Raw genomic sequence first — 17,522 nt, 5'->3', positions numbered from 1 at the left:
AGGGCTTTCGTCCAGCAAAGAAAATCTACAAAATGAAAAAGTTCATCCTATATACATAGGATAAAAATACATCTGATATAATCCAACTAAAAACATTTGAACAACATAAGAACGAGGTTACGGAGCTATTGAAGTCTTCGTCCATATGGTTTATTCGCATAATATCTTGATTATAACCCCCAATTGATGAAACACAATGCAATTTTGTTAAAACAGAAGTTGCTTCGCATTCAATTGACGTGAAAATGTATTTTAAAAACAATAAATAGACGCCATATATTCTATCAAAGGTATGTATGAAAAATTTATATTGTATAATGAGTTTATTAATTGTGGAAGTTAAACCAATGAAATTCTTGAATCGCTTATTCTCCAATTGTGATAATAACCCTGAACCACTACTTCAGTTCAAGGGGTACAATGGATACATTGATCTTTTTGATGATTATCTTGTTATTGATCGTCAACATATTCGAAAGAGACTGAGGAATAAATTACCCGTAGAATACAAAGTAGCTCTTTCAAATATTTCAGAAATGCACGTGAAATATGCAGGCCGCTATATTGGAGGATATGTCAGGTTTGTACCCATTGGAAAAGATGCAAGCTATTTATCGCTATTTAATATTGGAAAAAATGAGGAAGTTGTCACAATTACAGACCGAAGTAATGATTTTGTAACAAAATTTGTGACCTCCATTCATGAGTTAAATCCATCCATTAACATTTTGAATGTGGATGCTGCTTCAACCAATAAGCAAAACAACGCTTTTGCTAATAAGATTGTTCAGACAGCTGCTTTGGGTTTAGCGCATGCAGGTGAAGAAGTAGTAAAATCAAAACTTGGTTTGAGATATAGTGGTACTTTAGCAAAGAGTGCAATGATGCATGGTACTCATAAATCATACACATTTCCTCAAAATATTACTAATAACATGCCTGTTGCCGAAGATTTGGAACAGAAAGGAAACGATTTTGAACGTTATGTTGTAGATAAGTTTGATGAACGTTATTTTACAGTTGTCGAGTGGACTACAGATATGTTACGTAAACATAACCGTTATGTTGAATCTGATACACATCCTGATCTACTAATGCGAGATGATTCAAGTAGAACTGAATTTGCAGTAGAGTGTAAATTTAGATCTTCATTATATAATGGAAAACTTAACTGGTCAACTGATAAGCAAATAAATCGATACTTATCATATGCCTATCAGAAAAAGATTCCTTTTTTTGTTGTAATTGGTCTTGGTGGATCACCCTTAAGTCCAGACAGGTTGTTTTGTATACCACTAGAAAAAGCGGAATATCCAACCCTCTATCCAAGCATTTTTGAAAATTATGAATTTGACCCATACCAAAATTTCATTTGGAATGATGGTTTTTTGGATTAGAAAGACTAACTTTAAACAAGTAAAAAATTCTACCAATTCATTTCCTTCACACGAAGTACTTAATAACTGAAGAAAAGGGTCACTATAAACTATAGATGTCCTTTTCTTTCCCAAGTTAGAAATATCCCTGTCGAAGTATAAGGGTAACACCGAAGAGTTACTTCTAGGATTCAAATAATTGAACTTAATTGAACATTTCTGACAGGCATATGTTCGAAAATAACTAGAATCTCCATAATATATTTGCCCTACTCTCTTACATGATCATATGCAACATTGTCTGTAATTCGTGTCGCAATGTGAAGGTTAAACCTGCAGGCATGAATATTTTGTTCGAGCTCTTCCAGAAGAACTGGTGATGTCATTCTTCGTGTCGCGGCCGCCTCTGATGATTATCTATTGGGAACATCATCAATATTATGCACGATTTCAAGGTTAAACAACAGGGTTATATAATGTTGTACAACAAGGTTGTATAAAGTTATACAACTATTTTTCATAAAGAGTTGGTAATCATGAGATACATAGGGAAATCAAAAATCACAAGGCTTCGACCCAAGAAAAACATAGAATATCCTTTGCTTCGATTACCACAGTCACACGCACATCTTGCAGGCGAAATAGCCCACATCTTTGAAATCGATAACAATGGAAAGCCTTTGTTTGTAATTTCCTTGGATGATGAATTCAACGGCAACATAGAAGTTATACAACCCTCTGCCCAACCAGACCTCGAAGTGAGGCTCTCTTCGATAGAAAATAAGCTTCACGATATAGAAAAAACGCTACCACAAGACGTGGAAAATAATGATGGGCCCGGGGAGATTCGAACACCCGACCTCTGCCGTGTGAAGGCAACGTCATAACCAGCTAGACCACGAGCCCATTTTGTTTAATATTGGATACCTGATATCTTGATCTTCTTCAATTTTCAGGTGCCACTGAACCATCACATATACTTGATGGGCTATAAGGTTAACGGCAATTAATTATTGATGCAGTTATAAAACTAGAAATATTTCAAAAAACTCGCCCATATATAGAAAGGTTTATGTATAATTCGTGCATCCATTGTATTGTACATTGGCAGAGAACTTTGAGTAGTTACTTGACAACTGATGAGTCACTACCCTAACACACATGCAAACACCACATACTCCCTTCCAACTCGAAGTTCTCTTCTGATGCTATCTTTTTGTTCATATTTTAAAAGGGAATCCTTGTATTTCTGCTGGCCTGATGCCTTTATGCTTTATTTTGATACCTTACGGTAGTAGGTTGCAGCTTGAACTGAACTTCGATCAGAAAAAAAGAAGGTAAAAGAAGAAGGGGGAAGGAGAAGAGCAAAAAAGAATATATGGGATTATATTCTCTCTTCCAGAGCCATACGTTTCTTTAATTGTGAGGATTCAAGCCAGATTCCCCTGAGTTCCACCTGACCGTCTGAATTTACGAATATCAAGCGTAAGATCACATCATCGGTCTGTTTCTCGAAGTTTGCCTGGTATATCACAACAGTATGCCTTTCGGCAGCATTGATGTCCAGCAGTTCCTTTGAAGTATAGTTGCCAAGCTCATCCTGAACTATGTTTGCTGACTTCAGAAAGATCTCTTCCGTGAATGCCTTTTTCATCGTAGGGTCCAGGTCGGCGGAGAATTTGGTGTAGTTCTTCTCATTGATGGCTTGGAGTGCATTTTCTGCAATAGGGTCTGCGTATCCCTCAATATCGGCATTGAAGCTTTCTTCATCTATGGATGTACATCCACTCTGGAATATCGCTACTGCGATGATGAGAACCAATAATGCTTTTATCTTTAATTTCATGTTTCACCCTTAATACTGCTCTATCTCTGTAAAGTCTTCTTCCTTTAGCTCTTTTGGTAATCTGAATGTGAAAGTACTGCCCTTGTTGGCCTCGCTTTCCACGAATATGCTGCCGCCTTGTCCATCTATAATTCCTTTGATGATCGCAAGTCCAAGTCCTGTTCCGCCTGCTTTTCTTGTAGCGGTACTGTCCACCTGGTAGAACTTATCGAATATCTTCTCCCGTTTCTCAGGGGGTATGCCGATACCATTGTCCTTGATACTTGCCTGGATGTGGTTTCCAGCATCCGTTACGCTGATCTCCACCTCTCCATCATGTGGTGTGAACTTGATGGCATTCGTCAGGAGGTTCACAAAGACCCTGATAAGCTTGTCTTTATCCGTTTTGATGGTAAGGCTCTCTTCAGGATATCCTACCTTGATATTAATTCCTTTGTCCTTTGCCTGCTTTTCAACTGTCTGCAGGGATGTCTCGACGATCTCCCTTATGTTCACGTCTTCCGGATTGAACTTCATCTTGCCTGACTCAATGCGTGAGATGTCCAGTAGGTCATCCACCATTCTTGCCTGTCGATCGATGTTTCTTATTATAAGGTCAAGCATCTCTTCCTTGACCTCGGGGTTGCATTCAGTTTCCTTCATGAACTCACTGGAGGTCTTCATGGCGGTCAATGGTGTTTTCAGCTCATGTGATACCATTGACACGAAATCGTTCTTGAGCCTGTCAAGCTCCTTAAGCTTCCGGTTAGCATTTTGCAGGTATTCGTTGGATCTTTCCAGCTCTGATGTCTTGTTCTTTACTTCACCCTCAAGGGTCTTGTTCCAGGAGAACAGGATCAGTGCTATAAATGAGCCTATGAAGAGGATGAATGCAACAGAGATCATTGCAAAGAGTCCCTGCTTAATGTATATTGACTGGACCAGTGATTCCACATACCAAAGTGGTGTAACAACACCCACGGACCACTGCTGGTTCTTCCATATCACAGGTTCGTAGGATATGATCTTCTGCTCCAGGAAACCATTCTCGTTCCTTTCCGAAAAACTGCCACTGCCGGAAAGCCCCTCTGTCTGCATTCCGATTATTTCAAGGCGGCTTACATCAGGCTCGTTCACAATGTCAAAGTAGTTCTTTCCAATAAGTTCTGTTTCAGCACTATCGTAGAGAAGTCTTGCATGGTCGTTGATCAGGTAGATATATCCTGCAGGATTTTCCGTTTTTATCGTCTCTTCAGCGATCTCATCGATCTCGATAACTGCAATAAAGGCGCCTTCAAAGTCATTTTCACCAACGTATACAGGCACCCAAACATATATTGCCAGCTCGTCCTCAAATGTGGTGAGTGGATCGGTAATATAAGTTTCACCGGTCTGCTGTATTATATCAAAAGGGATATTGTTTTCATTCTCGTACAAGTTGTATCTTAGCGGTGTGTTCTCTTCGGGATACCCTGATACTATAGTTCCATTCTTGTCCACATATTCAATAACGTAAAAGCCCTTTGATTTTTCGTATATGTTGGCAAAGGTGCTTTCAAAATTATCGTCCGGTATCTGGTGGGGTTGTATGGAAAGGACCTCCAGCATGGTAACCTTCTCATTGAGGAAGGTGGTTATGCCGGTAGAGATCTGCTGTGCCTGTGATGTTTGTCCCTGGGTATATTGCTCGATGAACTGCTCTTCGACCTCGGTGTTTGCCCTGATCCCTAAAAATAGGATCGAGCTGATAAAGAGCATCGTTATGAAAAGAACGATGATCGCGTTCCATCTGCTTTTTCTGGCAAACATAAGGGGTCAGCACAAAAAGTGCGTTATAATTATCAGTCCTGTGCTCTTCTTAGCACCGTTTTGATCCTTGCTTTGAGTTCCTTCAGGTTGAAAGGTTTTGTTACGTAGTCATCTGCCCCGATATCAAGACCGCCGACCTTGTCATCGATCTCTCCCTTTGCAGTAAGCATTATGACAGGTATGTTCCTGTATGCAGGATCTTCTTTTAACCTCTTACATACCTCGAAGCCATCCATATCCGGCATCATTACATCGAGAAGTATAACGTCCGGGATATCGGACCTCAGGAGATCGAATGCCATGGCACCATTTCCTGCATCGATGACATTGTATCCATCTGCCTCAAGTGCTCTTTTGGTAGCCATGACAGCATCAGGTTCATCATCCACGATAAGGATCTTCTCTCGGGTATCTGAAAGGGTCTCTACTCTTTTTGCCACCACGTCTTCAGAAACAGATAGTTTTTCTGCAATTTCCTTGGTGCTGATATCCGGCTGTTCCTCGAGAAGTCTCATGATGTCTTTGTCAAGCGTTTCCTTTTCCATATATACCACAACTTTGAAATATATCTAAATATAAACGAATGATATTATTAAAGCCTTTCTAAATATGATAAGGTCTATTCATATTTTGAATCTACCAGCCAATTATTAGAAAGTCTTATAAGTTATAATTGTATATTTAATGATGATATTAATGGATGCTCTTGAAAAAATATTCGGAAAGACTGCACAGATAACTGTTCTGAAGAACCTTATCCACCACAAAGGTGAGTCCACCTACTTATCAGGTATTGCGGAAGAGACCGGCCTTTCCCATTCAAGTGTCGCAAGGGTCATCGAACCTTTGCTTGAAGCGAACATCGTGACCGAGAAACGCCTTGGTAAACAGATACGCACCTTTAGCCTGAACCTTGACAATAAGCTAACATTATTGGTACTTGACTTCTACGGTGATCTGGCCAAAATGAAAGTTTGATCTTAGGTCGATCGATATTGACCTGATATTATCTTCATTATACGAAAACACAAATTATTCTCTAAAAACGTTTCAAATACGATTTCAAACACCATCTCTAAAACCATCTCAATTCTGTGGATCTTCTTCAGTTCTATCCACAGCATCTTCTATTTCTGCTGGTGCTTTTACCACTGTTTTGGGTATCGTATCTGGAGTGTCTTCTTCTGTTTCGTTTTCTGTATTCTCTTCTTTATCATTTTCTACATAATCTACATCATCTTCGATCTCGACATCATCGATGTATGTATAATCATTCTCATCGATACCTGCAGACCCGGTGCTTCCAAGCAGGTGATAGGCCAGAACTCCGGAAAGCTTTGCAAGCCCGTTCATGATGTGCAGTGAAATGATCCCTAGAAGCAGGCCACCAAACATTATCGCAATGGCGATCTCGGGAGAATCGAACTGGTATTCTCCCAGGTCCATGTAGGCGGTCTTATAGATAAATGGTACTGCTAACAGGGTTATTGTGAGTGTTATTAGCGTGAATGAAACTATTAGCGTGAATATTCCCAGTGGGAACTTGATGAACAGGAAAACCAGTCCTTTCCATGTAACCGGGTTCATGATATACCCTTTGAGCTTCTCTGTCATCTTCTGGTTTGTGAACTTCCGTGATTCCATTGGCGGGATATCAATTCCCAGAAGCCAGATGGCAAGCTGCCTCTCAAATGATGCCAGTTCCCACCATGCCACAAGCATCAATAGGAGTATTGGAATGCCGATAAGGGTTATAGACAGGCTCAAACCCATTGAAAGTCCTGTCACAAGGAAAATGAAATATGCTGTTCCAAGCGGAAAAGAGAACAACAGGTATGTGAGGTTCAGATAGGTCTGTTTACGTGTGACCACTCCAAAAAAATCCCGTATCATACTTTTCATGCTTCTTTCCACCATACGTTCCCCCTCCTATATACTTATTAATTTTCTGAACTCATTGAAATTTCCTGTGCGATCCGTTTTGGTCTTCTGAAGAAGAAATAGATCACTGCTCCCAATAACTGAGTAAAGACTATTATAATTACCCATATAAGCTTATCATTTCCCTGTGATGGTTCGTTCATTACACAATCGATAAGCATCCAGAGCCAGAATAATGTACTTGCTATTGCAAGTCCTGCAAACATCAGGAACATTATTGCGTTTATCGGGAAAAATATCCAGCTATCAAGCATTTTTGTTCACCTTGTTCTCTTTCAATTTCGAGTTTGCTTCTATTTTTATCTCTATCATTGTCAGCATTTTTGATCTCATCTTTTATTCTGATAATTTTTCAGTCATGTCTCAATGCATCTACCGGCTTCATCTTTGCAGCTTTGTTAGCGGGATAAGCGCCTGCGATCAACCCTACAAGTATTGAGATCACAAACCCTGCGAATATCTTTGTTGCAGGTAGAACAACAGGCAGGCCCATGAAGGTTGCAGCACCATATGCTCCAACGCAACCGAGGACCACGCCAATTACTCCCCCGATGGTTCCCACAACAGCGGATTCCACGATGAACATTGTCAGGACATCATAATTGGAGTATCCGATAGCTTTCATCAAACCTATCTCGGATGTGCGTTCTGTCACCGTTACTAACATGATGTTCATGATACCAATGGATCCCACAACAAGTGAGATCAATGCAACCGCTGTAAGAAGTGCAGTAAGGGCATCTGAGAGACTTCCGGCCTCTTCGAGCAACTCCTGCTGGTCCACGATAAAGTAGGGTTTGATATCATCCTTTTCCATATCCCTCGAAGAGATCCCCATATAGCGTCCTAGTCTCTTATCGATCTCATCAGAGGTCTCGGTGACCGTATCTATGGATTCGCCTTCTGCAAATATTCCGGAATAATCGTTTACTGACAGGATCTCGTTCATTGTGGAAATTGGAACGAATATACTTGTATCAGAGTCCAGTCCTGTTGAAATGAAACTTGCTTCGGATTTTTCGACAATTCCTTTTACCTGGAAGGTCTGCGTGATCTCCTCGCCATCACGGGTTCGGAAAGTTATATCTATGGAATTCTTGTTTGCAAGCCTGCGCTCAAAAGTATCCTCTGAGACCTCATTTCCAATAACAGCAACGTACTGGTCATTGTCCTTGATGAAGCTTCCTTCACTGAGCTGGATGTTGGCGACCTCATCATAGTCGCCTGTCACTCCAATGACCGTCACCCTTCTCGAGTCCGACATGTATGTCACCTCAGCGACCTGCTCATTGAGTGGGGATGCCCTGACAACACCGGGTGTGTTCCTGACTACCTCCAGTTCATTATCGAACAGGACGTTCGCCTCGTTTGCTCCCGCTCCTACATATATGAAATTGGATCCAATGGTCCCTATCTCCTCGTCAAAGTACTGGTTAAAGCTCGCACCAATAGCAACATTTGCTATAACGGCAGCTACACCGATAACTATGCCAAGGGTTGTAAGGGTGGAACGAAGCTTTGAGTTGAAGATGCTTCCTGTTGCGATCTCAAGTGACTGCCTGAGGTTGACCATGTCCATCACTCCTGGAATTAATCCTTTTTCTTCTTTCTGTAGACAAAGAGTGTCGATCCGGCGACTACCGCCAGTCCAAGGGCTGCAGCAGCGCTTGTGACGCCATTCCCATTATCTTCTTCTGTAAGGTCAAAACTACCGACCTCTTCGGAGGTTGTGTGGTCGTTGAACCCATTCCTGTATTCTGCATCCAGTGTAAGAGGGGTTAATGCTTCTTCATCTTCCACCACTGCAGTGAACTCTATGGTAAAAAGTTCATCAGGCTTCATGGTCCCGATAAAATACTCTGCCGGTGAGAATTTAATGCCTTCTGCTTCCGGTCTGATACTTACGGATGAAAGTGTATTTGGATGAAGGTTTGCCACATCGAACTGGATCTTCCCTTCACCGTTAGTAAGTGTCATTGGTTTTGATGGTATCATCTTGAGGGATGAGCTGTCAACTGTAAGTGGAACTCTCCAGTTATTATTGTATGAGTGTGAATTTCCGATAACTGAAAGGTCAAGGTAGTAGGTACCTTCCGGTGTATCTTCAGGAACTTCCACATTAAATGTCAGTGTTACTGAATTTCCCGGTCCGATTATTCCTGCATCCTGTTCTACGCTTGTGGTCCGGATGATCTCAGAGCCTGAAAGAGTTGCGGATTGGACACGTGCATTAGTATCGTAATCTTTGCCTTCGAACGTTATTGTGTTCTCTGTGGCAGTATTGGTAAGCGTGAAACTGACGGTTCCGATATCTCCTGGGCTGAATACTCCGGGATTAGCTGTAATATCTTCCAGTTCAAGTGTTCCCTTGCTTTCAAAAGTAGTAGACCCAACCTTCATTTCAAAAGTATCTTTTACCCAGGGGCTATCGCTATCACCTCTGTAGTATACATCAAAAGAAGCTGTTCCCGGTTTTGCATTTTCATCCACATACAGGCGGTATTCCTGTACGGATGCAGTATCAGGGGAGAGTATGCCGATATTTTTGATAGCATTGTTCTCGGAATCGAGGGAGAGTGGATATTCGGGTACAAGTCTTATAGATACATCATCGGATTGTCCTGAACGGAAGTTCTCCACTTTGATCCAGACGTCAACATATTGTCCTATCTCCGCTGGATATGGTTCATATTTCTGGACGTCCACGTCAAGGCTTGTTGCACTGCTCTCCTGTCCTGATACCGGGGTCAACATAATTGTCAACAGCACCAGGAGGATTGCAAGTGTGGGTAATTCTTTTGTTATCTTCAGGTTTCTTCTTTGCATTATCATCACCTTAGTTATTTTCGATATAGCCGTCCTTGACATGGATCGTCCTGTCAGCATATGCTGAGGTTTCAGGATCGTGTGTGATCATGATTATTGTACTTCCTTTCTTGTGTAGTTCTGAAAAAAGCTCCATGATCTCGATACTTGTCTTTGAGTCAAGGTTTCCCGTAGGCTCGTCTGCAAGGATTATGGCAGGATCGTTGATCAGTGCCCTGGCAATGGCAACCCTCTGTGATTGCCCTCCGGATAGCTCAGTTGGCTTGTGGTCCATGCGGTCTGAGAGTCCCACAAGATCGAGGAGTTGCCTGGCACGTTCATTCACATCGATGTCCGGTCTGCGGTTTGCATAGGTTGGCAAAAGGACATTCTGAAGGGCTGAAAGCCTGGAGACAAGGCTGAAGTTCTGGAACACGAACCCTATCTCCATTCCTCTGAGCTTTGCCAGTTCCATATCGGAGATTATGTTGATGTCCATCCCCATGATCATCACATGACCTTCAGTGGGCCTGTCAAGACATCCAAGCATGTTCATAAGAGTGCTTTTACCGGAACCTGATGGACCCATTATTGCTACGAAATCACCCTTTTTCACGTTGATATTGATACCGTGAAGTATGGGGACTTCAACATCCGTCAGGTAGTAGCTCTTTTTCAGACCAATGGTTTCGATAACTGTCTCTTTTTCTTTTATGTCCTGATCAACCGTAATGCTCATTGCATCATCTCCGAATATCTGCAAATCCGTCGATTTATCGACAAGTCACTTTATGAAGTTCAACTAATTTAAACGTTTCGATATTTCGTCAGGTTTGACTACAAGAACAATTATGTATTAACTGCTTGTCCAAGGAGGAAGCTAGAGTTATACGAAAAATGTAGCTAGATCGAAGTAAAAAAACAAAGAAGGACATATCAGTGGAAGGAGCATTGAAAATGAAGTATTAAATTAATGATTAAAGTAAACATTAACTGAAGTGAGACTAACTGAAATAAAAATAATAGAAGTAAAGAAATGATCGAAATGAAAAATATGGTAAATAGAAAAAGATGATCAGGAAGAAGAATTGTTCTTCTGCCTGCTCTCTTCAAGTGCGCTCTTTACGATCTTCATTGCACATAGTTCGCCGCACATGGAACATGCATCGCTTCCGCTGTACCTGCTCTCCCTGATGGTGCGAGCCCTTTCGCTGTCAATTGCGATCTCATACTGTGTATCCCAGTCAAGCTCTGCACGAGCGACTGCCATTTTGTTATCCAGTGCACGTGCCTGCTCTTTCTGACCATCGCGTGTCAGGTCTGCAGCATGGGCTGCTATTTTAGTGACAGTTGCTCCCTCTCGGATGTCCTCGACAGTTGGAAGTGCGAGATGCTCTGCAGGTGTTGTCATGCAGAGGAAATCTGCGCCACACATGCCGGCAAGTGTTCCTCCGATAGCACCTGTGATGTGATCAAAACCTGGTGCAATGTCAGTAACAAGTGGGCCAAGCAGGTAAAGTGGTGCCTGGTGGCATAATTCTTTCATTGCTTTTACGCTGAGCTCAACTTCGTTCAATGGCACATGTCCCGGACCTTCGACAAAGGTCTGTACGTTAGACTGCCTTGCTTTGCTCACAAGCTCGCCGAGTGTGATAAATTCCATGAACTTTGGTCCGTCAGATGCATCGTGTATGCACCCCGGTCTCATTCCATCTCCAAGGCTTAAGGTAAGGTCATACTCCTTTGCGATCTCAACAAGATAGTCATACTCTGCATAGAAAGGATTTTCCTGTTCGTTGTGTGTCATCCATGCAAAGGTAAATGAACCGCCACGACTGACCATATTTGTGATCCTGTCGCTGTTCTTGAGTCTCTCGATCGCATTGTAGTTGACACCTGCATGGACGGTGACAAAGTCCACTCCGTCCTCAGCATGCTTGCGCACGGCATTGAACATGTCATCGGATGTCATGTCAACTACGGTCTTGTGGGAAGCTGCAGCCTGGTATATTGGCACGGTACCTATTGGCACATCTACCGCATCCATGATCCTTGCACGTATCAGGTCAAGGTCTCCGCCTGTGGATAGGTCCATGATCGTGTCAGCACCGTAAGCAACAGCGACCTTAGCTTTCTCAACTTCATCCTCAATGTCTACAAAGTCTCTTGAGGTACCGATATTGGCGTTGATCTTTACGCTCATATATTTCCCGATACCGAATGCCCGGGATTTTCCCTTGATGTTATTTGGGATCGTTACAAGCCCTTTTGCAACGCAGGATCTAACTGTATCTGCATCGATACCTTCTACCTCTGCCACACGTTCTATCTCTGGAGTGATAAGGCCCTTATTTGCATCTTCCATTAACGTCATTGTAACTCCGAAAAAATGATTTTAAGCATGATTATAGCCGGTTCTTAGGATTCAATACAGCAATGATACATATATATGTTTCATACTCTTAAGAATGTCAGTCTCTTGTCATGTTTTGGGAAAGTTGATATATTATTGAAGTTTATATTTAATTAACAAAGTGCACCATGCACGGCTTACAGATCAACAAAGGGGGTAATTGTGTGACTGGTAATGAATATAAAAAGATCCTGATAGCTACTGACGGATCAGAAAATGCGGATAGTGCAGTTTTATCCGGTATAGATATTGCAAAAAAACTTGATGCAAAGGTATATGCAGTTTGTGTAGTACCTACGCACCCATCTTCTTCAATGCCTATAGGTTCCAGGATGATGCAGTGGGAAGTACCATTCAAGGTCATGATGGAAGAAGCTAGAAAGGCTGTTGAACAGGTCGCAGATGCCTGCTCTTCGAGTGGCGTTGCGGTTGAAACCTTAGTCCTTGAGGGCCATCCGGCAGAAGAGATCATCAAGTATGCAGAAGAGAACAAAATGGACCTTATTGTAATGGGCAGCCTCGGAAAGACGGGACTTACAAGATTGCTTCTTGGAAGTGTTGCAGAGGAAGTATTGCGTCACTCCAAGGTAGATGTCATGGTCTCAAAGTGAGCTTTCTGGCTCACCACTTTTGATCTCTTTGATCTCCGAAATTTCTCAAATCCGGTTTTTTTATTTCCTTTATGGCTTAACTATTAAAGAATAAATTTCCGAATAGTTGATCTCTACCGGATCGACAGTAGCGATTGTTCTTAAAAAAGTAAGCCGTGAGAATCGTATGAGTGGTTAAGGAACCATTTGGTTCCATATCCCTCGAAATATTATTTAGTTTTAATCTTCAACTTCCATTGCGTTGATTATGTCATTGACGGTCAGTTCTCCTTTGGCTGCCCTTTTTATCATGGGATAGATGTATGAGCAGTCGTCAATTGCACTCCAGCGCTTTTCTCCGACCTTCTGGATTATTTCTTCCAGTATCTTTTCACAATCGTTACAATATTTGTTTTCAGTTTCAACTCCACAAACAGTACATTGCATAGTTACCCTCCAATATTAGATTGGTTTGTATATTTATGAAGTTTTTGATGAGGTTGCATTCGTTTTCCATCACCTCTTAGTTATCTTTGGGAAAACGTATCTGAGCCTTTCCTTATGAGCCTGATCTATATGATGATCAAGTTTGATAATCGAATACGATAATTAATGTACTGTTAGTACCATTTTATGTCACACCTTTTTTAGGAACAGTATCGCCATTTGAAAACGTTATTTGCCTTTGATTTCCATGACCACAGTCGTATTCACAGAGAAGAACAAAGCTGCAGCTCAGATATCGAACATATTAGCCGGCGGCTCGGCCAGACGAACAATTGTAGCCGGGGTTCCTGTTTATGAATTCCAGAGGAACGGTGTCCCCTGGAAAATAATGGGACTTGCAGGACATATCATGGGCTATGATTATCCGGAGGAGTTCAATAACTGGAGGGATGTCGATCCTGCTTTGCTTCTGGACACCGAACCGGTAAAACAGATAACAAAAGCCCAGTTTGGCAATGCGATACTGAAGCTTTCCCAGGACGCAGATCTTCTTGTTCTTGCCTGCGATTTTGACAGGGAAGGGGAAAATATAGGGTTTGAGGCCAAATCCATCGCTGAAAAGGTATCAAAGTCGACCGTCAAGAGGGCAAGGTTCTCTTCTCTTTCAAAAAGTGAGATCGAGAAAGCCTTTACCGATCTTGTGGAGCCTGATGAGAACATGGCAATGTCCGCAGAGGCAAGGCAGATTCTTGATCTGAAGATGGGTGCAGCATTCACTCGTTTTGTGACCCTTTCCGTGAGAGAGCGTGCTAGGACCAAAGGGGTGCTGTCTGTAGGTCCCTGCCAGACACCTACATGTGGTTTCGTCTATGAGCGTGAACTTGCCATACGAAAGTTCGATTCGAAGGACTTTTGGAAGATAGAAGGATTTTTTATCGGAAAAGGAACCGATTTTGCAGGAGCTCACCGTGGCGGTCACATCTATGAAAAGGAAAAAGCAGATGCTATATTCAGCAAGATCAAAGCCTGTAAGACCGCGTTGGTATCAAAGAAGACTGTAAAGGAAATGAAGACCAATGCTCCTTTCCCGCTTAACACCAACGAGTTCCTGAAACGTTCATCCAAATTCCTCGGAGTAAGTCCTGAAAAGGCTCTGGAGGTCGCAGAGCAGCTTTACCTTTCCGGTTTTACAAGTTATCCCAGGACAGAGACCAACAAGTATGCCGATGATATGGATTTCAAGAAGATCCTAAAAGGATTTACCAGAGGCGATTATCAGGACTTCGCACTGTTGCTTCTCTCTCAGAACACGATAACTCCCCGTAACGGGAAGAAAGATGGTCATGACCACCCTCCTATTCATCCGATCAAGGCTGGTTCCCGTGCAGAAGTGGAAAAGGCGGTCAAGATGCCTCATGCATGGGATATCTATGACTTTATCGTAAGGCACTTTATTGCAAACCTGCTGCCTGAAGCTGTCTTTGAGAAGACACGCTTTGAGCTCACAGTAGGTGATGAGCTGTTCGATTCCACAGGTTCTATCCAGAAGAGCGCAGGCTGGCTTGCAGTATATCCTTTTGAAAAGCCAAAGGATAAGCTCTTACCTGATCTCGAAGAGCTTGATGTTATAGATGTGAAGAAGATCAACAATGTAAAGTCACAGACAATGCCTCCAAAGAAACTTACGGAAGCAGAGTTGCTGACCCTTATGGACAAGCATGGTATCGGTACCAAGGCAACCGCACCTTCTCATATTGAAACGAACAAGAAACGTGGTTATTTTGAGACAAAGGGTAAGACCATTGCAATAATGGATACAGGTTTCACCCTGATGGATGCGCTGAACAGCTCTGTGCCCATACTTGTCAAACCGGATATCCGTGCCCGGATAGAATCCCTCATTCAGGAAGTGGAGGACGGGACAAAGAAGTTCCCACAAGCTCTTGAGGAAGGCACTGCCCTTATCAAGGAGATGTATTCCCAGCTGCTGAAGAACCGTGAACTTATGGTCTCCCAGATCGCAGGTACGATCACAGATGAGGCGGTTGCAGCGGACAAGAAGAACCACGTCGGCACATGTCCTGAATGTGGTCGCATGCTTCGCATGGTCATTACGGACAAGGGTCGTTTTGTGGGATGTACGGGATATCCACAGTGTAAGAACACATACCCGCTTCCAAAGGCAGGTGCACTGGCTGTACAGCGGTCCAGGAAGTGCAAAAAGGATGGCATTGCCGTTATCAAAGTGGGGAACAAATACTTCTGGTCGATCGGCATCGGTCCCTGTTTCTCATGTGAACTGGAAAAGGAATGCTTTCCTCCTGAAGTGATAGGTCCTTGCCCATCCTGTGATGGCCAGATGTTCCTTATTGCTACAAAGGACTCTCGTTTCCTGGGATGCACCAAACGCTGTGGGCATACTCAATCGGTACCCAAGAAAGGACGGCTCACCGTTACGGACAAGGTCTGTGATGGCTGTGGCTGGCACTTCATAAGGGTTAAAGAACAGGGGAAGGATGCCAAGGAATACTGTGCTAACCGCAAATGTGATGCAGCAGCTGCAGCTCGCAAAGATGCTATCAGGAAAGCCAGGGAAAAATGAAAAATTTAATATTTGTAATATAAAGCTTAAAATTTAAAATATAATGTTTAAAGCTTAAAGTTCAAAAGGTGGCAGGTCTTAGTTTTCACCTGTCCATTTTTCACCATACTTCTCGTTGAATGTGATCTCATCAATAGTTTTCCTTGTTGATGAGCGTTCCTTTTCTACTGGGTGGCCGATTGCAAGGACTGCCATAAGCTCAAGACTTTCCGGTACTTCAAGGAGGTCATTTACTTGCTCGCTCTTTTTGAGGATCTCGCCAAGCCACACAGCTCCAAGACCGAGATCCTCGCATGCGAGAAGCATGTTCTGTATGGAAGCACCGATGGCAAGCACATCCTTGTCATGATGGTACATGGTCTCCTGATCAAGATATATTGCGATCAGCACCTTTGCCTGCAAAACTATCTTTGAGTAATGCGTGCAGTCTGCCAGTTTTTTGATGGTATCTTCGTTCCGGACGATGATAAACTTCCAGGGCTGGTTGTTAAGGCCTGAAGGTGCCCATCTGCCACATTCAAGGATAGTGTTGATCTCATCGTTGCTTACAGGGTCTTCTGTGTATTCCCTGATGCTTCTGCGTGCAAGTATGGTCTCTATAGTAGCTGACATGTTATCACAGGATCATCAAAAAAAGAATGGGTTTTCAGGACGTGTGTCCTGAAAAATGTATTTTACGATTTTTAGCTTACTCTTCGTTGAGCTCGCTGTTGAGCCATGGCATCATTGCCCTGAGCTTCTTACCAACGACCTCTACAGGGTGCTCGTTCTCCAGGCGCTCCATGGAGGTAAGTACAGCGTGGTTTGTCTGTCCTTCAAGGACGAACTCACGTGCGAACTCACCGTTCTGGATCCTCTCGAGTGCAATGTACATTGCTTCACGGGACTCTTCGTTGATGACCTGTGGACCGACTGTGAGACCACCGTACTCTGCTGTGTTGGAAACTGAATACCACATCTTCTCAAGACCGCCCTCGTGGATGAGGTCAACGATGAGCTTGAGCTCGTGGAGTGTCTCAAAGTATGCCATCTCAGGCTGGTATCCTGCTTCGACAAGTACTTCAAAGGATGTCTTGATGAGGCTTGCGACACCACCACAGAGGTCTACCTGCTCACCGAACAGGTCTGTCTCGGTCTCCTCACGGAAGGTTGTCTCGATGACACCGGCTCTTGTACATCCGACACCCTTTGCGTGTGCGAGTGCCATTTCATGTGCATTGCCTGTTGCATCCTGGTAGATAGCGATAAGGCCTGGTACACCAGCTCCTTCATTGTAGGTCCTTCTTACAAGGTGGCCCGGGCTCTTTGGTGCGACCATGTATACGTCCACATCTTTTGATGGCACGATCTGGTTGTAGTGGATGTTGAATCCGTGGGAGAATACAAGCGCATTGCCTGCTTCAAGTCCTGGCTCGATCTCTGCGTAGTATACCTTTGACTGGATCTCGTCAGGGAGGAGGATCTGGATGACATCTGCAGCCTTTGCAGCATCTGCAACTGTCATTACCTTAAGACCATCGTTCTCTGCCTGTGCCCAGCGACGGCTGCCTTCTCTGAGACCAATTACAACATCAAGACCTGAGTCGTGAAGGTTCTGGGCCTGTGCGTGTCCCTGGCTTCCATAACCCATTACAGCTACTGTCTTACCTTTAAGTGCGCCAAGATCGGCGTCTTTGTCATAGAACATTTCTACCATATTTATTTCTCCGTGTAT

Annotated in this window: 16 protein-coding genes and 1 tRNA gene; 4 read left to right on the top strand and 13 right to left on the bottom strand. The window is 43.1% G+C overall.

What is annotated here, in order from left to right; all coding sequences use genetic code 11:
* Positions 1 to 332 precede the first annotated feature (332 nt).
* Positions 333 to 1,397, top strand: coding sequence for a hypothetical protein (locus tag J7W08_RS05720; protein ID WP_233085663.1), 1,065 nt, complete (start codon positions 333 to 335; stop codon positions 1,395 to 1,397).
* A gap of 811 nt (positions 1,398 to 2,208) precedes the next feature.
* Here J7W08_RS05720 and J7W08_RS05715 read toward each other — a convergent pair.
* The 4 genes from J7W08_RS05715 to J7W08_RS05700 all read right to left on the bottom strand — a co-directional run bounded on the left by J7W08_RS05715 (position 2,209) and on the right by J7W08_RS05700 (position 5,555).
* A tRNA-Val gene (locus J7W08_RS05715) sits at positions 2,209 to 2,282 on the bottom strand.
* Between the two features lie 478 nt (positions 2,283 to 2,760).
* Positions 2,761 to 3,222 (bottom strand): DUF3887 domain-containing protein, encoded by a 462-nt coding sequence (locus J7W08_RS05710; RefSeq protein ID WP_233085662.1) that lies wholly within the window; start codon positions 3,220 to 3,222, stop codon positions 2,761 to 2,763.
* A 9-nt stretch (positions 3,223 to 3,231) separates the two neighbouring features.
* Entirely contained in the window at positions 3,232 to 5,010 is a 1,779-nt protein-coding gene (locus J7W08_RS05705; protein ID WP_233085661.1) for a sensor histidine kinase, read from the bottom strand.
* 32 nt (positions 5,011 to 5,042) lie between these two features.
* The gene (locus J7W08_RS05700; protein WP_233085660.1) at positions 5,043 to 5,555 is read right to left on the bottom strand and encodes a response regulator; all 513 of its coding nucleotides are present in this window, start codon (positions 5,553 to 5,555) and stop codon (positions 5,043 to 5,045) included.
* Positions 5,556 to 5,706: 151 nt separating this feature from the next.
* Between J7W08_RS05700 and J7W08_RS05695 the strand changes: the two genes are divergently transcribed.
* Complete coding sequence (locus J7W08_RS05695; protein ID WP_233085733.1) at positions 5,707 to 5,988, top strand: MarR family transcriptional regulator; 282 nt, start codon at positions 5,707 to 5,709, stop codon at positions 5,986 to 5,988.
* A 108-nt stretch (positions 5,989 to 6,096) separates the two neighbouring features.
* Here the strand turns inward: J7W08_RS05695 and J7W08_RS05690 are convergent, their stop codons facing one another.
* The 6 genes from J7W08_RS05690 to thiC all read right to left on the bottom strand — a co-directional run bounded on the left by J7W08_RS05690 (position 6,097) and on the right by thiC (position 12,130).
* A complete protein-coding gene (locus J7W08_RS05690) occupies positions 6,097 to 6,912 on the bottom strand; it encodes a sensor domain-containing protein (RefSeq protein WP_233085659.1) in 816 nt (271 codons plus the stop codon).
* 38 nt (positions 6,913 to 6,950) lie between these two features.
* On the bottom strand, positions 6,951 to 7,205 hold the full coding sequence (locus tag J7W08_RS05685; protein WP_233085658.1) for a PLDc N-terminal domain-containing protein: 255 nt from the start codon (positions 7,203 to 7,205) through the stop codon (positions 6,951 to 6,953).
* Between the two features lie 98 nt (positions 7,206 to 7,303).
* Complete coding sequence (locus tag J7W08_RS05680) at positions 7,304 to 8,524, bottom strand: ABC transporter permease (RefSeq protein ID WP_233085657.1); 1,221 nt, start codon at positions 8,522 to 8,524, stop codon at positions 7,304 to 7,306.
* Between the two features lie 17 nt (positions 8,525 to 8,541).
* Complete coding sequence (locus J7W08_RS05675) at positions 8,542 to 9,777, bottom strand: COG1361 S-layer family protein (RefSeq protein ID WP_233085656.1); 1,236 nt, start codon at positions 9,775 to 9,777, stop codon at positions 8,542 to 8,544.
* Between the two features lie 10 nt (positions 9,778 to 9,787).
* The gene (locus tag J7W08_RS05670; RefSeq protein WP_233085655.1) at positions 9,788 to 10,495 is read right to left on the bottom strand and encodes an ABC transporter ATP-binding protein; all 708 of its coding nucleotides are present in this window, start codon (positions 10,493 to 10,495) and stop codon (positions 9,788 to 9,790) included.
* Between the two features lie 336 nt (positions 10,496 to 10,831).
* Positions 10,832 to 12,130, bottom strand: coding sequence for a phosphomethylpyrimidine synthase ThiC (gene thiC, locus J7W08_RS05665; protein ID WP_233085654.1), 1,299 nt, complete (start codon positions 12,128 to 12,130; stop codon positions 10,832 to 10,834).
* Positions 12,131 to 12,333: 203 nt separating this feature from the next.
* On the opposite strand from thiC, the gene J7W08_RS05660 reads away from it, so the two are divergent.
* Positions 12,334 to 12,780, top strand: coding sequence for a universal stress protein (locus J7W08_RS05660; protein WP_233085653.1), 447 nt, complete (start codon positions 12,334 to 12,336; stop codon positions 12,778 to 12,780).
* Positions 12,781 to 12,999: 219 nt separating this feature from the next.
* Here J7W08_RS05660 and J7W08_RS05655 read toward each other — a convergent pair whose 3' ends face one another.
* On the bottom strand, positions 13,000 to 13,206 hold the full coding sequence (locus tag J7W08_RS05655) for a hypothetical protein (RefSeq protein ID WP_048194788.1): 207 nt from the start codon (positions 13,204 to 13,206) through the stop codon (positions 13,000 to 13,002).
* A gap of 247 nt (positions 13,207 to 13,453) precedes the next feature.
* Between J7W08_RS05655 and J7W08_RS05650 the strand changes: the two genes are divergently transcribed.
* The gene (locus J7W08_RS05650; protein WP_233085652.1) at positions 13,454 to 15,808 is read left to right on the top strand and encodes a DNA topoisomerase I; all 2,355 of its coding nucleotides are present in this window, start codon (positions 13,454 to 13,456) and stop codon (positions 15,806 to 15,808) included.
* Between the two features lie 78 nt (positions 15,809 to 15,886).
* On the opposite strand, the gene J7W08_RS05645 is transcribed toward J7W08_RS05650, so the two are convergent.
* Both J7W08_RS05645 and ilvC read right to left on the bottom strand, forming a co-directional pair.
* Positions 15,887 to 16,420, bottom strand: a complete 534-nt coding sequence (locus tag J7W08_RS05645; protein ID WP_233085651.1) for a nitroreductase family protein — start codon at positions 16,418 to 16,420, stop codon at positions 15,887 to 15,889.
* Between the two features lie 76 nt (positions 16,421 to 16,496).
* Positions 16,497 to 17,504: a ketol-acid reductoisomerase gene (ilvC, locus tag J7W08_RS05640; protein ID WP_048194784.1), complete on the bottom strand. Its 1,008-nt coding sequence runs from the start codon at positions 17,502 to 17,504 to the stop codon at positions 16,497 to 16,499.
* Between the last annotated feature and the right edge of the window lie 18 nt (positions 17,505 to 17,522).

The organism is Methanococcoides orientis, from assembly GCF_021184045.1.
In the GTDB taxonomy this organism is placed as follows: Archaea; Halobacteriota; Methanosarcinia; order Methanosarcinales; family Methanosarcinaceae; genus Methanococcoides; species Methanococcoides orientis.
The sequence above is the reverse complement of the archived record's forward strand: the minus strand, read 5'-3'. Positions and strand labels throughout refer to the sequence as shown.

Excerpts from the sequence above, each read along its gene's own strand:
- J7W08_RS05710 (WP_233085662.1), bottom strand. The coding sequence starts at position 3,222 with ATGAAATTAAAGATAAAAGCATTATTGGTTCTCATCATCGCAGTAGCG.
- J7W08_RS05705 (WP_233085661.1), bottom strand. The coding sequence starts at position 5,010 with ATGTTTGCCAGAAAAAGCAGATGGAACGCGATCATCGTTCTTTTCATA.
- J7W08_RS05700 (WP_233085660.1), bottom strand. The coding sequence starts at position 5,555 with ATGGAAAAGGAAACGCTTGACAAAGACATCATGAGACTTCTCGAGGAA.
- J7W08_RS05695 (WP_233085733.1), top strand. The coding sequence starts at position 5,707 with ATGGATGCTCTTGAAAAAATATTCGGAAAGACTGCACAGATAACTGTT.
- J7W08_RS05690 (WP_233085659.1), bottom strand. The coding sequence starts at position 6,912 with ATGAAAAGTATGATACGGGATTTTTTTGGAGTGGTCACACGTAAACAG.
- J7W08_RS05685 (WP_233085658.1), bottom strand. The coding sequence starts at position 7,205 with ATGCTTGATAGCTGGATATTTTTCCCGATAAACGCAATAATGTTCCTG.
- J7W08_RS05680 (WP_233085657.1), bottom strand. The coding sequence starts at position 8,524 with ATGGTCAACCTCAGGCAGTCACTTGAGATCGCAACAGGAAGCATCTTC.
- J7W08_RS05675 (WP_233085656.1), bottom strand. The coding sequence starts at position 9,777 with ATGCAAAGAAGAAACCTGAAGATAACAAAAGAATTACCCACACTTGCA.
- J7W08_RS05670 (WP_233085655.1), bottom strand. The coding sequence starts at position 10,495 with ATGAGCATTACGGTTGATCAGGACATAAAAGAAAAAGAGACAGTTATC.
- thiC (WP_233085654.1), bottom strand. The coding sequence starts at position 12,130 with ATGACGTTAATGGAAGATGCAAATAAGGGCCTTATCACTCCAGAGATA.
- J7W08_RS05655 (WP_048194788.1), bottom strand. The coding sequence starts at position 13,206 with ATGCAATGTACTGTTTGTGGAGTTGAAACTGAAAACAAATATTGTAAC.
- J7W08_RS05650 (WP_233085652.1), top strand. The coding sequence starts at position 13,454 with ATGACCACAGTCGTATTCACAGAGAAGAACAAAGCTGCAGCTCAGATA.
- J7W08_RS05645 (WP_233085651.1), bottom strand. The coding sequence starts at position 16,420 with ATGTCAGCTACTATAGAGACCATACTTGCACGCAGAAGCATCAGGGAA.
- ilvC (WP_048194784.1), bottom strand. The coding sequence starts at position 17,504 with ATGGTAGAAATGTTCTATGACAAAGACGCCGATCTTGGCGCACTTAAA.